The organism is Parafrankia sp. FMc2 (assembly GCF_041008525.1).
Taxonomy (GTDB): Bacteria; Actinomycetota; Actinomycetes; order Frankiales; family Frankiaceae; genus Parafrankia.
Genome location: NZ_JBFLUG010000065.1, coordinates 14,540 through 34,105, shown reverse-complemented (window position 1 = coordinate 34,105; position 19,566 = coordinate 14,540). Strand labels below are relative to the sequence as shown.

Genomic DNA, 19,566 nt, shown 5'->3' with positions numbered 1-19,566 from the left:
CCGTGAGGACACCGAACGCGCTGCCGATCGCGGGCGGGCGTGAGACCGCTCGGGAGATGTGGCGGCTGTGCCGTGGGCATCGACGACAGCTGGCGGCCCTCGTGGTGCTGGGAGTCGTAAGCACCGCCATCGAGCTGATCGGACCGGTCGCGATCGGATTCCTCATCGATCGGGTCCAGGAAGGCACCGCCGACTTCGGTATCGTGCTGATCGTTACCGCGATCATGGCGGTCTCAGCCGTTCTCGGTGCTGCCGGCACAGCGGCGACGATCGTCCTGGCTACTCGGATGTACCACACCATCCTCGCCGGGCTGCGGGAGGAACTGGTCTCCCGTGCCCTGACGCTGCCGCAGCATGTCGTCGAGGGGGCGGGTACCGGGGATCTGATCTCGCGGTCCAGCGATGACGTCACCGCGGTTGCCGATGCGGCCCCCGCGGTGATCCCGGTGCTCACCGTCACATCCTTCACCATCGTCATGTCGCTGGGCGGGCTGGCCGCAGTGGAATGGCCCTACGCAGTCGCCCTCGCCATCGTGCTGCCCGTCTACGCGCTGTCCATGCGGTGGTATCTGCGCACCGGACCGCGGGTCTACCTGGCCGAGCGCGCGGCGATGAGCGCGCGTGCCCAGCAGATTCTGGAGTCGCAGCGCGGCTACGCCACTGTGCTCGGATTCAGGCTTGCCGAGCAGCGGCACCGCGCCGTGACAACCACCTCCTGGGGGGTGTCGGCGCAGGCGCTGCGGGCACGCACCGTGCAGAGCATGCTCAACACCCGTCTGAACCTCGGCGAGTGCCTGAGCCTGGCCGCCGTACTCGTCGTCGGCTTCGTCCTCATCGACCACGGGGACTCGACCGTCGGTGGTGCGACCACCGCCATGCTGCTTGTGCTGCGCCTGCTCAACCCGGTCAATCAGCTGCTGTTCGTCGTCGACACTGTCCAGTCCGCCCTCGCCTCGCTGAACCGCATGATCGGGGTCGCCACCATCCCCGTCGCGGACGCGCCGAGCATCGCAACGAGCAGCGGCGCCCACCTCCGCGAGGTCTCCTTCCACTACGGGGCCGGCCCTCGCGTGCTCGTCGATGTCACGCTCGACGTTCCCACCGGTCAGCGCGTCGCCGTCGTCGGTTCGTCGGGTGCCGGCAAGTCGACGCTGGCCACGGTGATCGCCGGCATTCACCAGCCCGACGCCGGAACAGTGGCCCGGCCGCAGCGCACGATGATGATCACCCAGGAGGTGCACGTCTTCACGGGGACACTGCGCGACAACCTCACCCTCGCCGCACCGCAGGCCACCGACGCCCAGGTACGGGCTGCGCTCGAGGTCGCCCAGGCGGTTGGAACGCTTGACCTGCTGCCCGACGGCCTCGACACGGTGCTCGGTGGTGGCGGGTACGAGCTGACCGCCGCCCAGGCGCAACAGATGGCGCTCACTCGCCTGGTCCTGGCCGATCCGGAACTGGCGATCTTCGACGAGGCCACCGCCGAGGCGGGTTCCGCCTACGCCGGAGCGCTCGACCGCGCCGCCGACGCCGCGCTGACCGGACGCACCGGACTGGTGATCGCGCACCGGCTCTCGCAGGCCGCCGCCTGCGATCTGGTCGTGGTGATGGAGCACGGCCGTATCGCCGAGCGAGGAACCCACCCGGAGCTGATCGCCGCCGGCGGGGTGTACGCCGCGCTCTGGTCAGCCTGGCAGGCTGGGCAGGAAACCGGAGCGAACGGGTCGAGATGACGGAACACCAGGCGTCGTCGACGAGACGAGCAGTGCGCCGGAACTCGCGTTTCCTGGATCAGGGGCCAACCGCCGGGCCTGCCTCGGCGGCCGGATCGCCCGCCCCGCTTGCCGCGCTCGCCGTTTCAGGCGCCCCCACCCACCGGTCTCCTCTGGAGAACCCCACGCGCCGTCGAAGTGATCAAGCCGGCTCCATGACCTGCCTGCCCTGGATAACACCGCCATCGATCTCCCGGTCCGCCCACCGGAAAGGGCACTGGTCAGGACCTGGACCGGGCACCTACCCCGCTTCCCGGCGGGGTAGTGAACAACGGCACAACTCAGTCGAACCCCGGAACCCAACATCAACGAGGGTGGGAGATCGGCCCACGATCGTGGGATCACACCCAGTGAAAGATCGAGGCTGGAGCCTCGGAAAGATGCACTGCACAGCTATAAGCCCTGCTCGGCGTATAGATCGATCATTGAAGTCGAATCGATGGCCGACTCCAGGTGCTACCCGGACATTCTCGTGCGGGGTGGGTGCTGCCGCTCTCCGGGATCGGTCGCGAACATCGCCGAGACATTTTTCGTCAATCCGTGCAAATTTAGGTTAGGTTACCCTACACTGGCGACATGGCTGGTCAGCGCGATGAGACGGGGAGTGCGTCGGCTGCGGGTGGTGCGCCATCTGATGTGGGAGTGGGTGGTGGCAGGCGGCTGCCTCTTTCGTTTGCCCAGCGGGGGAACTGGGCGGCGCAGCGATTGTTCCCGGGTTCCGCCGGGTTCTGTGTCTGCGATCTGGTCTGGTTTGACGGTGCGATCAATGCTGGGGCGTTCGCTGCCGCGGTGAGCGGGGCGTTCGCGGAGACCGAGGCTCTGCGGGCCGTTATCCATGACGATGACGGGGCTCCGATGCAGTCGGTCGGCGGCGCCTTTTCGCTGCGAACGGTGGTTGCCGAGGAGGAGCTCCCAGACGACGAGATCCGGTCTGCGGTTCGCGCCGCAGTGGGTGCGCGAGAGGCTTCGGCGGCTACGGATGTCACGTCGTCGACGTTGTTCAGACGTGTCGGTGGCGGGTGGGTGTGGTCGTTCACGACGAACAATCTTCTGCTTGACGGATACAGCATGTCGCTGTACATCCGCCGGGTGGCCGAGCTGTATTCGGCTGCGGTCGGTGGAACACCGCCACCGGCCAGGTGGTTCGGTCACCTGGAGGATCTCGTCACGGGTCCGGCGTCGACACCGGGCGGGCCCGCCGTTGTCGGTCACTGGCGTGATGTTCTTGCGGTCGAGGTGTCGGCCGAGCCGGCGGGCAGCACACCAGCCGAGCTGTTCTCGTTCTCCTACCGGCCTGTTCCGGTGGTCCTCCCACCCGAAGCCGATGATCGTCTGAAGGCGCTGGCGCGGGCGGCGCGGAGCACCTGGACCGATCTTGTGATCACAGCGTGGGGGCTGTACACCGCCCTGGCGGAGGGCCGGGATCACCTGGCGGTGCGGGTGCCGTCGATGATGCGCGGCGCGGCGGAGTCGCTGCGGGTGCCCGGTGCGGTCGCCCGCGTCCTGCCTGTCGTGACCGCGCTGCGTCCGGGAGGCACCTTCGCCGAGGTGCTGGCGGTGGTGCGGGCGCAGGTCCGGGACCTGCAGGACAACTCCGCGATCGAGGACCACCAGCTCGCCCGGCTCTGGCAGGGCGGGGAGCACTCCTACCTGGCACTGCCCACTGTCAACATCAAGATGTTCCGGACGACACCGGTCTTCGGCACGGTGCCGGGAGTAACGGAGCTGATCAGTCCGGGCCCGACCGGCGCGTTGGACCTGTCGGTCTACGGCAGCCCCGGGCGGGACCTGCGGATGAATGTCTCCGGCCGTTCACCGCTGGTGGCCGAAGACGCGGCCGAGCGGCACGCAGCCGCGTTCGCTGGGTTCCTCGGCCATCTCCTTGGTGGCGCTGCGGACACGACACTCCACGACCTCGCCGAAATTCAGGTGTTCACCGACGCCGGTGCCTTGTCGGTCGGTGCCCTGTCGGTCGATGCGGTGTCGGTGGGCGCGAGGCTGGCAGTTGCGGCGGTGTCGGTCGATGCGCTGATTCGGGACCAGGTGATGCGTTCTCCTGGTGCGGTCGCGGTGGTGGATGACGCGGCTGGGGCGGAGTGGAGGTATACGCAGTTCGACAGGCGGGTGAATGCGCTGGCTCGTCTCCTGGTCGAGGGGGGTGTGGCGGTGGGTGGCCGGGTCGCGGTGGCTTTGCCGCGGTCGGCGGACCTGGTGGTTTCTCTCGCCGCGGTGCTACGTGCTGGCGCAGCATATGTCCCCGTCGATCCGGGATATCCGGCGGAGCGGGTGACAGCGATCCTGCAGGACAGCGCCACCCGGATGGTGATAACTGATGCTGCGACGGCGGCGGCCCAGACTGGTGTGCTCACGGCGGCAGGCGTGGCTACCGTGCTCGTCGATGAAGATGCTGTTCGTCGCCAGCTCGATGACGGGGCTTCCGACGGTCCCGCGCTTGGGCGTGCGCTGACTTCCGGCGACGCCGCCTATGTGATTTTCACGTCAGGCACCACCGGACGACCGAAAGGTGTCGCGGTCTCGCACGCCGCGGTCGTGAGCCGGCTGCTGTGGGGGCGGGAAGCGCTGGGCTTCGGCCCGTCCGACCGGGTACTACTGAAGACACCGTTCACGTTCGACGTGTCGGTACCGGAGTTCTTCCTCCCTCTGATCGTCGGTGCGGCAGTCGTGGTCGCCCGTCACAACGCACACGGGGACCCGAGCTACATCACCGAAGTGCTGCGCCGACAACACATCACGAGTGTGCATTTCGTGCCGTCGATGCTGCAGGCGTTCCTGGACTCGGGAGTCGAACCGGGAACATTCCCGGACGTGCGCCTGGTGTCCTTCACCGGGGAAGCACTCCCCGTGGCCGCGGCCGTCGGAGCCCGCGAGGTGTTCGACCAGGCGGAACTGTTCAACCTCTACGGGCCGACCGAAGCAGCGGTCGAGATCGCCAGCTACGACATCACCCAGCTCGCCACCGACGCGGGCTCGACACCGATCGGCCGACCGGTGTTCAACTCCTACGTGCGCATCCTGGACGGCTGGCTGCGCCCGGTACCAGCCGGGTTGACCGGTGAGCTGTACCTCGGCGGCGTACAGCTCGCAGACGGCTATGTGGGCCGGGCGGCACTGACCGCGGAAAGGTTCGTCGCCGACCCGCACGGCGCTCCACACGAGCGGTTGTACCGGACAGGGGACCTGGCCCGGTGGAACGGTCAGGGCGAGCTTGAGTACCTCGGCCGGACCGACGACCAGGTCAAGGTGCGCGGCTTCCGGATCGAACTCGACGAGATCCGCACCGTCCTCGAACGGCACCCCGCCGTGTCCGGCGCCGCCGTCACCGCCCTCGACCACCCCGCCGGCGGGAAGTTCCTCGCCGCCTACGTCACGACCGGCCCGGCCGCCCCGGCCGACCAGACGGAGCTGGCTGACCTGCTGCGAGAGCACACGTCCACGCACCTGCCGGAGTACATGGTTCCCGCGTCGTTCACTCACCTGGACGCACTCCCTACGACTGCGAGTGGAAAACTCGACCGGAAAGCGCTACCCGCCCCCGACCTCACCGCGGGGTCGGGCACCGGCCGCCCCCCGGAAACCGACACCGAACTGTCCCTCGGCGCCGTCTTCCGCGACGTCCTCGCACTTCCCGACGGCACAGCCCTGTCGGTCGACGACGACTTCTTCCGGCTTGGTGGGCACTCGCTGCTTGCGGCGCGGGTCGTCGCCCGAGCCAACACGGTCCTCGGTTCGGCGCTGACGCTGCGGGACGTGTTCGACCACCCCACCGTCGCGGGCCTGGCCGGCATCATCATCGACGGTTCGACGGCCTCGACGGTGCCAGCGTTGCGGATCGGACAGCTGCCACGGCCCGCCGACCTGCCCGCATCCTTCGGCCAGCAAGCCCTCTGGGTGATTGATCGCCTGGGCGGACCGGAGAGCCGGTATGTGGTGCCGGTGGTGCTTCGCCTGTCCGGAGAACTGGACGTCAGCGCACTCGACGCCGCAGTGAAGGATGTAGTCGCCCGGCACGAGGCATTGCGAACCCTGATTGTCGAAGACGACGGTCGGCTGCACCAGGTGGTCGTTCCTGCCCAGGTCGCGAGCCTTCGCCTGACACTGGTCCCGGAGGATCTCTCCGGTGCCGGTGCCGGTGCCGTGGCGGAACGGATCGCCGATTTCGTGCGGCAGGGATTTGACCTCGCGGCAGACATTCCCTTCCGCGCCGGCCTGCTGCGGGAGTCCGGTACGCAGTGGGTGCTGGTGCTGGCGGCGCATCACCATGCGGTGGACGAGTGGTCGCTGCCGGTGCTGCTGGAGAACCTGTCAACCGCGTACCAGGCACGGTCGGCCGGTGATGAGCCCGGGTGGGCGCCGCCGAGCATTCAGTACGCCGACTACGCGATCTGGCAACGTCACGTCCTCGGGGATCCCGTCGACCCGGATTCCGAACTCGCTCAGCGACTGGCCTACTGGCGTGCTGCCCTCGCTGACGCGCCGGAGGAATCCACGATCACCCTGGACCGGCCTCGCCCCGCCGAGCCCACCCATCAGGCAGGCGATGTCGGGTTCGCCGTCGAGTCCGAGACTGTGACGGGGTTGCGCAGCACCGCGCAGCACAACGGCGTGAGCATGTTCATGATCGTGCAGGCCGCGCTGGCGCTGACGGTCTCCGCTTTCGGCGGCGGAGACGACGTGGTGATCGGCTCCCCGGTCGGGGGCCGCACTGAGGACGGCCTGGAGAACCTGGTCGGCTACTTCGCCAACACCCTCCCGCTGCGCCACCGGCTCCGACCCGACGACACGATCACCGAGCTCCTCGGGCGCGTCCGGCAGACGGTGCTGGACGGGCTCGCACACCAGGCCGCACCGTTCGAGCACATCGTGTCCGCTGTCGGCGTCGACCGGTCCGCGACCCGCAACCCGGTGTTCCAGGTCATGCTCACCTATCAGAACCTGCCCGGCGGGCCCGACCTGCTCGACCTCCCCGGAATCACCGCCCGAACACAGCACGCTTCGCTCGGAGCGGTCAAGACGGATCTGGACATCTACGTGGACGAGACCCAGCACTCCCTCGCTGGGTCCCTGAGCTTTGCCACTGACCTGTTCGACCCGGGCACCGTGCAGCGATTCCTCATTCTCCTGCAACGAAACCTCGCCACGATCGCGGCCCGCCCCGACACGCTGATCGCCGACCTTCAGGTGCTGTCCGACGCTGAAGCCGTGTCGGTGGGTGCGATGTCGGTGGGTGCGGGGATGGCCGTTGCGGCCGTGACGGTGGACGGGCTGATCCGGGATCAGGTGGTGCGTTCTCCCGGGGCGGTTGCGGTGCTGGATGACGCCGATGGGGTGGAGTGGGGGTATGCGCGGTTCGACGCGCGGGTGAACGCACTGGCTCATCTTCTGGCCGGGCGGGGAGTGCCGGTGGGTGGCCGGGTCGCGGTGGCTTTGCCGCGGTCGGCGGATCTGGTGGTCTGCCTGGCCGCGGTGCTGCGGGCCGGCGCAGCGTATGTGCCGATCGATCCCGGATATCCGGCCAGACGTGCGACGGCGATCCTGCAGGACAGTGCCGCCCGGGTGGTGATCACTGATGCTGCGACGGCGACGGCCTTCGCGGATGTGTTCACGGCGGCGGGCGTGGCGATGATGACGATTGATGAGGATGCTGTCCGTCGCCAGCTGACGGACGGGGCTTCCGAGGCGCCGGTGCTGTCGCGTCCGCTCACCCCGGACGACATCGCTTATGTGATTTTCACGTCCGGTACCACCGGGCGGCCGAAAGGCGTTGCGGTGTCCCATGGCGCGGCGGTGAACCGGCTGCTGTGGGGGCGGGAAGCACTCGGGTTCTCGCCGTCCGATCGGGTACTGCTGAAGACGCCGTTCACGTTCGACGTGTCGGTACCGGAGTTCTTCCTCCCTCTGATCGTCGGTGCGGCGGTCGTGGTCGCCCGGGACAGCGCACACGGGGATCCGGGTTACATCGCCGGTGTGCTGCGCCGACAACACATCACGAGTGTGCATTTCGTGCCGTCGATGCTGCAGGCTTTCCTGGACTCGGGAGCGGAACCGGGGTCGTTCCCGGCCGTGCGCCTGGTGTCGTTCACCGGGGAGGCACTCCCGGTTGCGGCCGCTGTCCGGGCCCGGGAGGTGTTCGACCGGGCGGAGCTGTTCAACCTGTACGGGCCGACCGAAGCAGCGGTCGAGATCGCCAGCTACGACATCACCCGGCTTGACGCGGACGCCGACTCGACGCCGATCGGCCGGCCGGTGTCGAACTCGTATGTGCGGGTGCTCGACGGGTGGCTGCGTCCGGTGCCGGTAGGGGTGACCGGCGAGCTGTACCTGGGTGGGGTGCAGCTGGCGGACGGCTATGTGGGCCGGGCGGGTCTGACCGCGCAGAGGTTCGTCGCCGACCCGCACGGTGGCCCGGACGTGCGGTTGTACCGAACAGGGGACCTGGTCCGGTGGAACCGTCAGGGGGAGCTTGAGTACCTCGGCCGGTCTGATGACCAGGTCAAGGTCCGCGGCTTCCGGATCGAGCTCGACGAGATCCGCGCTGTTCTGGAACGCCATCCTGTCGTGTCGGGCGCCGTGGTCACCGCGCTCGATCACCCCGCCGGCGGGAACTTCCTCGCCGCCTACGTCACGACCAGCTCAGCCGCCCCCGCCGACGAGGCGGCGCTGGTCGACGTGCTGCGGGACCACACGACCGCGCACCTGCCGGAGTACATGGTCCCCACGTCGTTCACCCACCTGGACGCCCTCCCTACGACTGCGAGTGGAAAACTCGACCGTCGGGCGCTGCCCGCCCCCGACCTCACCGCGGGGTCGGGTGGCGGCCGGGAACCCGAGACCGACACCGAACTGTCGCTGGCCGGCGTGTTCCGTGACGTTCTCGCTCTCCCGGCCAGCGCAGCGCTGTCGGTCGACGACGACTTCTTCCGACTTGGCGGGCACTCGCTGCTCGCGGCGCGGGTCGTCGCCCGAGCCAACGCTGTTCTCGGTTCAGGGCTTGACCTGCGGGACGTGTTCGACCATCCCACGATCGCCGGCCTGGCCGGGATCATCTTCGACGGTTCGCGTGTTTCGACGGTGCCAGCGTTGCAGATCGGGCAGCTGCCGCGGCCCGCCGAGCTGCCGGCGTCCTTCGGACAGCGATCCCTGTGGATAACCGACCAGATTGCCGGCAGGGCGATCTACCGCATGGCCATGACTGTCCAGTCACGCGAACCGGTCGACGTCAGTGCCCTGCAGGCGGCCGTTCGTCGTCTCGTCGCCCGGCACGAGATCCTGCGCACAACCTTCGTGCTCGACGAGGACGCCGCCGAACTGCGGCAGCGGATCCACCCGGACGCGGAACCGAACGCGGCGCTGGTCACGGTTGAGCAGACCACCGCGGCGGCGTCGAATGCGAGGATCGCCGAACTCGTCGCCGCCCCAATAGACCTCGCGTCCGACCACGGCCTGCGATTCCATCTCCTCCGCCGGGAGGACGACGATCTGCTCGTTGCTGCCGGGCATCACATCGTCTCCGACGAGCAGTCCTTCGACCCCTTCCTCCGCGATCTGAATGCTCTCTATCGCGAAGAGGCGGCTGGAATGTCGGCCGGGCTCGTTGAGCTCCCGGTGCAGTTCGCGGATTTCGTGCTCTGGCACCGGACCGTGCTCGGTGACTCCCGGGATGCGCAGTCGCGCCACCGGCGTGAGATCGAGTACTGGCGCGGTGCGCTCGAAGGTCTCCCTACGGAGACCGCACTGCCGATCGACCACCCACGCACTGACACCGACTCGCGCACGGTCCGACCGGCGACCACCGTGCTGTCCGCCGCTGACGTCGATGCCGTGGACGCGCTGCTCGTCGAGCGCAGGGCGACACCGCTACAGGGGCTGATGACCGCACTGACCCTCGCACTGTGGAGCGAGGGGAGCGGCACCGTGGTGCCGATCGGTGTCCCCACCAGCCTGCGCGATCTGCCGGAACTGGCCGATCTGATCGGCTACTTCGTGAACACCGTCGTCGTCCGCTCCGACATCGACGAGGCGGCCGGATTCGGGCCGGCGCTCGTCAACATGCGGGAGCGCATGCTGGCGGCGAACGAGCGCAAGCTGGTGCCTTTCGACGCCGTCGTCGAGGCGATCCAGCCGGTCCGTGCCCCCGGGATCAGCCCGCTCTTCCAGGTGATGGCCGGCTATCTCGACCAGGCCGATCCGGAGCAGGGCCCAGCCGGGGCCTTCACCCCGTACGTCCCGGTCGCAAGCGGCGGGCCGGGTGCGGCCCGGCCCGCCCTGTTCGACCTCGTCTACTCCATCACGAGGCGTGGTGACGGTGCGCTGGCGCTGCACCTGAACGCGGCCAGGGAACTGTTCTCCGAAGAAACCTCGGCACGGCTGCTACAGAAGACGCGGCTGTTCCTGACCCTCGGTGCGCGCCATCCTGAGCTTGCGGCCGTCCATCTTGCGCAGCTGGTTCAGGCCGCTGTCGAGTCCGGGCTTCAAGGGGTGGCCTCCGATCAGGAACGACCAGCCTTCCGCCTGGCGCTTCCCGCCTTCGACATCCAGGACGCCGTGCTGTGGCGGGCTGCCGTTGATCACGTCGCTCTCGCGCTGGGCGACGCCGGGTTGCAGCTGCAGGTGCTCGACGACGGAAGCGGCCAGCTGGTCGCCGCACACGACAACGTCGAGACCCTCGACGCGGTGGCAGCGCTGCTCACCGAGCTTGTCGCCGGCTACGCCATGCAGAGCCGGCTGGTGATCGAGACACCGCGGGCCGGCAGCGACCAACGGACTGACGTCGAGCTCAGCACGATCCTCGAGGATCCCTTCTGGGACGACTGGATCGACCAGCTCGCCGCGGTGGGAGACGTCAGCCTCCCGTCGAAGGCAGGTGAAGCACCGACCTTCACGGTACATTCTGTCGGCATCTCCGGCCAGCGTGGGACGGGCGGCACAACACCACGTGAGGCGTGGGAGGCGATCGCTCGCCCCCTCCACCGGGCGCTCGGTGAAAGCCAGCTGATCGTCGAACGCCGAGAGCCCGCGGACGCCTTCACGGTCTGGAACTACCCGGTACTTCTCGCTGAACCGGCGACCAGCACGAATGCGGGCGGCACTCACCTGCCGCCTGCTCTGAGCCCCGAGCGGGTGGCTGACTACACGTCCCTGCGTGCTCGCCCGCAGCTCGACCGTTTCTTCGACGATCTGCCTGCCCCGAGCATCCGGATCAGTGTGTTCCGCAGCGCGGCGGAGCGCATCGCATCGGTTCCCGCGATCCCCGCGGACAGCCCGATCCAGCTCGACATCTGCATCCTGATCGGCCCGGACCTGACGGCCGAGCCTCAGACGATCCGGGTGGCGGTCGAGACAGCCGCTGGCGTCGACCTGGACGCGCGCGCGTTGGCGCAGCAGATCGCCACCGTGGCCACCCAGGTCGATTTCGGGCTCGCGCTGTCGAGGCCGTCGCCAGGCGGGCTTCATCTCCGTCGAGCCGACCGTCTCACGATCTCGGGAGAGGACGAAAAGCGTATCCGGGCCCGCTACGGAAAGACCGCCGAGATCCTCCCGTTGTCCACGTTGCAGCGCGGCATTTTCTACCACATGGTGCGCGCGCAGGAGTCGGATGACCACAACGCCTACGTTTCGCAGGCCACGAGGAACCTGGCTGGCGCGGTCGACCCGGACCGCCTGAAGGGCGCCGTGCGGATCGTGCTCGGCCGGTACCCGAACCTTCGCGCCGCCTTCGTACCCTCGGGTGAGGCGCAGGTGATTCCCGCTGCCGCCGATGCGCCGTTCTGTGTCATCTCGCTCACCGAGTGGTCCGCGCTCCGGGTGGATATCGGCGCCTTCCTGGCAGCCGAACGACGTGCGCCCTTCGACTTCCAGAACCCACCGCTGCTCCGGTTCACCCTCATCGAGCGAGCGACCGACTCCTGGGTGCTGGCGATGAGCTTCGAGCACATTCTGCTGGACGGCTGGTCGTTGAAGGCCCTGTTCGAGGAGATCCTGACGATCTATGCGGATCCCGGGTACGCGGACCGCGTCCGCCCGGCCTCGTTCCGCTCGTATCTTGAATGGCTCGACGGTCGGGATCCGCAGACCGCGGCCCGGGCCTGGAGCGACTATCTCGCCGAACTGCCCGGCCCGACGATGCTCTGGCCGGCGGGTGGCGATCTCGGCGCGGGGCAGATCGACACGGATGATCTGCATTACGATCTCGATCCCTCCGCTGCTGCCGCGGTGTTCGGCGCAGCACGAACCGCGGGGGTGACAGCGGGTACCGTCCTGCAGGTCTCCTGGGCTGTCGCCCTCAGCCGCCTGACCGGCAGCAACGACGTGGTGTTCGGCAACACGGTGTCCGGCCGCCTGCCCGAGCTTCCTGATGCGGACCGGACCATCGGGGTGCTCTTCAACACGGTACCGATGCGGGTGCGTCTCAGCCCGTTCGAGACAGCTCAGGAGGTGCTCGCGCGGGTGCAGTCCGAGCAGTTGCGCGTCATCGACCATCCCGACACCGCGCTGACGAGCATTCAGGCGTCAGCTGGTATGGCGACGCTTTTCGACACGTTGTTCGTGGTGCAGAACCTGCCCTTCCAGGTGCGCGACGAACGCGACTGGGCCGGCATCCGGGTGGTCGGCTCCGCCGTGGACGATGCCACGCACTATCCGGTGACGTTCGCGGTGAACATATGGCAGCGAGCCGGATCCGCGTCCGTGCATGTACGGCTTTCCTACCGCCGCGACGCGTACGAGAAGGCCAGCGCGGAGCGGATACTGGCGCGTTACGTCGCAACACTGAACGCGATCGCGAGCCGTCTGCGCGCGCCGGTCGGCGGGCTGGCGGTGCTGCTGCCCGATGAGGTCGAACCGCACACCGGCCCGGCCGCCGATCTGCACCGAGACGTGGCACCCGTCACTGTTGCGGGTCTTTTTGCTGGTCAGGTGGTGCGGTCGCCGGGGGAGATCGCGTTGGTGGCGGGTGCGCGGAGTTTCACGTTTGCGGGTTTGTCTGCGGAGGTGAATCGGTATGCGCGGCTGCTGTTGGAATGGGGGGTTGGCCCGGAGCATCGGGTTGCGTTGTTGCTGCCGCGTGACGAGCGGATGGTCATCGCGATGTTCGCGGTGTTCGTGGTGGGTGCGGCGTATGTGCCGGTGGATGCGGAGCTGCCGGATGAGCGGATTGGTTACATGCTGGCGGTGGCGGGTCCGACGGTCACGCTGGTGACTGATCGTGATGTGGCGCGGTTGGGGTCCGTGGCGGGGCGGGTGGTGAATCTCGACGATGTGGTGGTGCGGGCGCGGGTCGGGGAGTTGGCGGATGGGCCGGTGACGGTGGTCGAGCGGGGCGGGGAGGTGTCGTTGGATCATCTGGCGTACATCATTTTCACGTCTGGTTCGACGGGCCGGCCGAAGGGTGTGGCGGTCGGTTATCGGGGTCTGACGAACATGTATGCCAATCATGTGGAGAAGATCTTCGATCGGGTGGTGGCGCATCAGGGTGGGCGGCGGTTGCGGATCGCGCATACGACGTCTTTCTCGTTCGATGCGTCGTGGGAGCAGTTGTTCTGGCTGTTGAACGGCCATTCGGTGTATGTGATCAACGAGGAGATGCGTCGGGATCCGCAGCAGTTGCTGGCGTATTACGACGAGCAGCGTATTGATGGTTTTGATGTGACGCCCTCGTACGGGCAGGTGCTGGTGGACGAGGGTTTGTTGGAGCGTGATCGGCCGGCGGGCAGGTCGGTGTCGGCGGAGGCGACGGGTGTGGTGTTCGTGTCGCTTGGCGGTGAGGCGGTGCCGGAGCGTTTGTGGCAGCGGTTGCGGGATGCGCCGGGGGTGGAGTCGTACAACCTGTACGGGCCGACCGAGTACACGATCAATGCGCTTGGTGCGGATCTTGCGGACAGTTCGAATCCGAGTGTGGGTACGCCTATCTTCAATACTCGGGCGTACATCCTGGATCAGAACCTGCAGTTTGCGTTGCCGGGTGTTGCGGGCGAGTTGTATCTGGCGGGTGCGGGTAATGCGCGGGGTTACTGGGAGCGGGCTGCGTTGGCTGCTGAGCGGTTCGTGGCGTGCCCGTGGGAGTCGGGGGCGCGGATGTATCGGACGGGTGATCTGGCTCGGTGGAACGACGAGGGGCGTATTGACTATCTCGGTCGTGCTGACGAGCAGACGAAGATTCGTGGGTATCGAATCGAGCCGGGGGAGATCCGGGATGTGCTGGCGGGGCATCCGGAGGTGGTGCGGGCCGAGGTGATCGCGGCGGATCATCCTTCGGGTGGGAAGTTTCTGGCTGCCTATGTCATGACGGCCGGTGTGGGTGGTGATGATGATGTGCTTCGTCGGTCGCTTCGTGAGTATGCCGCGCAGCACCTCCCCGACTACATGATTCCCACGACCTTCACCCGAATTGACTCCTTCGCGACCACGGTCAACGGGAAGCTGGACCGGCGGGCACTGCCCGCCCCCGATCTCAGTGAGATCACCGGCACCGACGGGCGCGCGCTTGAGACGCCGGCCGAGCACTCGCTGGCGGAAGTGTTCCGGGCGGTCTTGGGCCTCGGGGCCGAGGTCGGTCTGCGGGCGAACGATGACTTCTTCCGGCTGGGTGGTCACTCGTTGCTGGCAACCCGCGTCGTCGCGCGGGCCAATGCGGCCCTGGGCTCGGCGCTGACCCTGCGGGACATATTCGAGCAGGCCACGATCGAAGGACTGGCGCGGGTCGTCGACGCAGCGACCCAGGCCGTCTCCCCAATACCACGAGTAGGCGAGCTGCCACGCCCGGATGTCCTGCCTGTGACGTACGGGCAGCGGTCCCTGTGGGTCATCGAGCAGATGGGTGGCCCGGGAGCCCGCTATGTCGTCCCGCTGATCCGGCACCTGTCCGGAGAACTTGACGAGGCTGCCCTGCGGTCGGCGGTGCGCGATGTTATAACCCGCCACGAGGCGCTGCGAACGTTGATCGTGGGCGACGACGGGCAGCTCCATCAGGAGATCCTCACGGCGGAGGCGGCGGCCTTGCGCGTGCCGCTGGTTCCCGAGGACTTCATCGGGGCGGGGCAGGACGCGGTCGACCGGCGTCTTCGGGAACTCGTGCGGAGCCGGTTCGACCTCGCCGCGGACATCCCGGTCCGCTCCGGTCTGCTGCGGGTGGGTGCCGCCGAGTGGATCCTCGTCCTCGCGGTGCATCACCACGCCGTCGACGAATGGTCCACGCCGACGCTGCTGGAAGACCTCTTCGTCGCCTACGCGGCGCGCAGCAAGGGGCAGGCGCCGGCCTGGGAGCCGGTCCGGATCCAGTACGCGGACTATGCGGTCTGGCAACAGACCGTGCTCGGTCAGCCCACCGATCCGGAATCCGCTTTGTACCACCATCTGAGGTACTGGGCGGACACCCTGGCGGACGCTCCTGGTGAATCTACGATAAGCCCCCACCGGCCCCGGCCAGCCGAACCGACCTACCGTGCGGCAGACGTCTCCCTGACCGTCTCCTCCGATGTCGTGGCTGATCTGCGGCGCGTCGAGGATGCGTACGGGGTCTCGATGTTCATGATCTCCCAGGCCGCCGTCGCCCTGGCGATGTCGGTCATGAGCGCGAGTGACGATGTCGTTCTCGGTGCCCCGGTCGGCGGTCGTACCGAGGATGGTCTCGAAGGCGTCGTCGGATACTTCGTGAACACGATTCCGCTCCGCCACAGATTCTTCCCCGGTGACACGTTCGCCGATGTTCTCGCTCGGGTGAAGCAGACCGTGCTGGACGGATTCGAGCATCAGGCGGCGCCTTTCGACCAGATCGTCACGGCGATCTCGGCTGACCGGGTCGTCGGCAGAAATCCGGTGTTCCAGGTCATGCTCACCTACCAGCGTGGCACCGGGCGCCGGGCGGATCCAGCGACCGGGGATCTCGTCGTGCGGCCTCGCATGGTGGGGCTGGGTGCCGTCAAGGGAGACCTCGATCTCTATCTGGTCGACTCCGACGCCGGCGCATCCGTACTGCTGACATTCAGCACGGATCTCTTCGAGGAGAAAACGGCGGTTCGTTTCCTCGGCGTGATTCAGGAGATCCTTGGCGCGATCGCCGAGGATCCGAACCGAACCATCGCCGAAGTCGATCTGCTGATCGCGAACGAGAGAGCCGCTGTCGAGTCCTGGACCGCTGGACGTCCAGTCGAGTTCGCCGGCGTCACTGTTGCGGGTCTTTTTGCTGGTCAGGTGGTGCGGTCGCCGGGGGAGATCGCGTTGGTGGCGGGTGCGCGGAGTTTCACGTTTGCGGGTTTGTCTGCGGAGGTGAATCGGTATGCGCGGCTGCTGTTGGAATGGGGGGTTGGCCCGGAGCATCGGGTTGCGTTGTTGCTGCCGCGTGACGAGCGGATGGTCATCGCGATGTTCGCGGTGTTCGTGGTGGGTGCGGCGTATGTGCCGGTGGATGCGGAGCTGCCGGATGAGCGGATTGGTTACATGCTGGCGGTGGCGGGTCCGACGGTCACGCTGGTGACTGATCGTGATGTGGCGCGGTTGGGGTCCGTGGCGGGGCGGGTGGTGAATCTCGACGATGTGGTGGTGCGGGCGCGGGTCGGGGAGTTGGCGGATGGGCCGGTGACGGTGGTCGAGCGGGGCGGGGAGGTGTCGTTGGATCATCTGGCGTACATCATTTTCACGTCTGGTTCGACGGGCCGGCCGAAGGGTGTGGCGGTCGGTTATCGGGGTCTGACGAACATGTATGCCAATCATGTGGAGAAGATCTTCGATCGGGTGGTGGCGCATCAGGGTGGGCGGCGGTTGCGGATCGCGCATACGACGTCTTTCTCGTTCGATGCGTCGTGGGAGCAGTTGTTCTGGCTGTTGAACGGCCATTCGGTGTATGTGATCAACGAGGAGATGCGTCGGGATCCGCAGCAGTTGCTGGCGTATTACGACGAGCAGCGTATTGATGGTTTTGATGTGACGCCCTCGTACGGGCAGGTGCTGGTGGACGAGGGTTTGTTGGAGCGTGATCGGCCGGCGGGCAGGTCGGTGTCGGCGGAGGCGACGGGTGTGGTGTTCGTGTCGCTTGGCGGTGAGGCGGTGCCGGAGCGTTTGTGGCAGCGGTTGCGGGATGCGCCGGGGGTGGAGTCGTACAACCTGTACGGGCCGACCGAGTACACGATCAATGCGCTTGGTGCGGATCTTGCGGACAGTTCGAATCCGAGTGTGGGTACGCCTATCTTCAATACTCGGGCGTACATCCTGGATCAGAACCTGCAGTTTGCGTTGCCGGGTGTTGCGGGCGAGTTGTATCTGGCGGGTGCGGGTAATGCGCGGGGTTACTGGGAGCGGGCTGCGTTGGCTGCTGAGCGGTTCGTGGCGTGCCCGTGGGAGTCGGGGGCGCGGATGTATCGGACGGGTGATCTGGCTCGGTGGAACGACGAGGGGCGTATTGACTATCTCGGTCGTGCTGACGAGCAGACGAAGATTCGTGGGTATCGAATCGAGCCGGGGGAGATCCGGGATGTGCTGGCGGGGCATCCGGAGGTGGTGCGGGCCGAGGTGATCGCGGCGGATCATCCTTCGGGTGGGAAGTTTCTGGCTGCCTATGTCATGACGGCCGGTGTGGGTGGTGATGATGATGTGCTTCGTCGGTCGCTTCGTGAGTATGCCGCGCAGCACCTCCCCGACTACATGATCCCCGCCTCCTACAACCGTCTTGAGGCCTTCCCGTTGACCACCACCGGCAAGCTCGACCGGCGGGCACTGCCCGCCCCCGATCTCGGGCAGTCGACCGCCCACGGGCGTCCACCCGCAACGGACACGGAGCGAGCTGTCCTCGCTGTAGTCCGTGACCTGCTGGGGCTGAACGACGATGTTCAGCTGTCTGTCGAGGACGACTTCTTCCAGCTGGGCGGGGACAGCATCCTGTCGATCCAGCTGGTGTCCCGGATGCGGCGTATGGGTGTTGTCATCTCGGCCGCGGACGTCTTCTCGACGCGGACGGTGACCGGGCTGGCCCGTCTTTCTGATGCACGCCAGTCGGCGTCGGTGGAGCCCACCGCCCCCCGGAAGGATCTGCGGTCCGCCAGGTTGTGGCCGATCGCGAACAAGGAAGTCGATCTGCCTGGATTCTCGACCCTGGTGCAGGCGGTCACATTCGTGGTGCCAGCCGGAATGACACACGATATGTTGCTGCGGGTACTGAACAGGGTCGTCGCGCACCATGCGGCGCTGGGCGGTCGCCTCGCGACGGCTCCCGACGGATCCTTCCGGTTTGAGGTCCCGGCCCGCGCTGCTGAAGTCGCGCGGGATCAGGTGGTGATCGAGGCGCTGAGGCCGGCGTGGCCGGATCCGGCCTGGCGCAGCGGCAACCGGGCGCGGGTGGAGGAACTGGCGCGTTCGCTGCGCCTCGATGCCGGCATCCTGTGGCGGGCGGTCTGGTACACCGGCTGCGCCGATGCGACAAGCCGCCTGCTGCTGGTCGTTCACCATCTGGCCGTCGACGGGGTGTCCTGGCGGGTTCTTGAAGAGGATCTTCGGCAGGCCTGGGAGCTGGAGACCGGCCGCACCGCGCAGCCGCTGCTGCCGGTGGGCACCAGCTTGCTGACCTGGGCGGAGATGCTCACGGGCCGCGCCGCTGAGCAGGATGTGAGCGCACAGGCGGACTACTGGGCCGGGACTGTCACGGCGGATGACCCGTTGCTCGGTTCCCGTCCGCTGGATGCAGCGCTCGACACGCGCGGCGCAGCGGAGATCCTCACGATCCAGGTTCCCGCGAAGGTCTCCGGCCCGGTACTGAAGGAGGTGCCCGGTGCCCTGGCCGCCGAGATCAACGATGTGCTGCTCGGCTCGTTGACGATCGCTGTCGGGGTGTGGCGGGCGAGGCGAGGGGTCGGTCATCGACGGGTGCTGATCGGACTCGAAGGTCACGGGCGCGAGGAGACGTTCGTGCCCGGAAGCGATCTGGCGCGCACGGTGGGGTGGTTCACGACATGGTTCCCGGTCGGGCTGGACACCGTCGACATCGATCCCGTCAAGGCGCTGACGGATCCGGGAGCTTCCGCAGCTGTGGTGAGGCGGGTGAAGGAGCAACTGCGGGCGGTGCCCGATCGCGGCATCGGCTACGGGGTGCTTCGTGAGCTCGCTCCTGGCGGCGCGGGCCGGTTGGCGGACGGCGTGGTGCCGCAGATCGGATTCAACTATCTCGGCCAGTTCGGCCCCGGCGGCGCCGTGCGGGACAGCGCATGGCAGCTGGCCCCCGAGTCTCCCGGCATCGTCGGCTCCGCGGCCCGGACGATGCCTCTGATGGCTGTGTTGGACATTTCTCTGGTGGCGGTACAGAGCGGCGAGAACAGCGAGTGGACGTTGCGGGGAAACATCGTTTATGCGGCGGGGATCCTCAGCGCGGCGGAAGTGAGCGAACTGCAGGAGCTGTGGATGCGGTCGCTCGAGACGCTGGCGTCCTACCCGACAGCGACGGGCGTGCGAAAGCGCGCTTTCGGTAACCCAGAGGAGAATCATGAGGATCAGCGATAACCGAGTGCTGGCCGACGTCGCCGATGTCCTGTACATCGAGGTGAGCGATGTGGATCAGACCGGAGACCTGCGCACGCAGGGCATGGATTCCGTCCGGCTCCTGGAACTGGTCGAGCGGTGGCGCAGTGCCGGTGTGGCGGGCATCGACTTCATTACGCTCGCCGAGGACCAGCGGGTGTCACGTTGGCTTGAGGTGCTGGCGGCGTCGACGAACGACGACGCCGGGTCGTCCGAGTGAATCTCGTCTGGCACGGGCGGATGTGACGACCGGTTGTGCGATCGTGCCGCCCCTCCGACA

At 67.4% G+C, this 19,566-nt stretch carries 3 protein-coding genes; all 3 read left to right on the top strand.

The window, feature by feature from the left end:
• The first annotated feature begins 2 nt into the window (after window positions 1-2).
• The 3 genes from AB1460_RS21465 (at window position 3) to AB1460_RS21455 (ending at window position 19,506) form a co-directional block, all read left to right on the top strand.
• Window positions 3-1,733: an ABC transporter ATP-binding protein gene (locus tag AB1460_RS21465; protein WP_368963605.1), complete on the top strand. Its 1,731-nt coding sequence runs from the start codon at window positions 3-5 to the stop codon at window positions 1,731-1,733.
• Window positions 1,734-2,348: 615 nt separating this feature from the next.
• Window positions 2,349-19,268 (top strand): amino acid adenylation domain-containing protein, encoded by a 16,920-nt coding sequence (locus AB1460_RS21460; RefSeq protein ID WP_368963604.1) that lies wholly within the window; start codon window positions 2,349-2,351, stop codon window positions 19,266-19,268.
• Entirely contained in the window at window positions 19,252-19,506 is a 255-nt protein-coding gene (locus AB1460_RS21455) for a phosphopantetheine-binding protein (protein ID WP_368963602.1), read from the top strand. Before AB1460_RS21460 ends, AB1460_RS21455 begins: the two co-directional genes overlap by 17 nt.
• The last annotated feature ends 60 nt before the right edge of the window (window positions 19,507-19,566 follow it).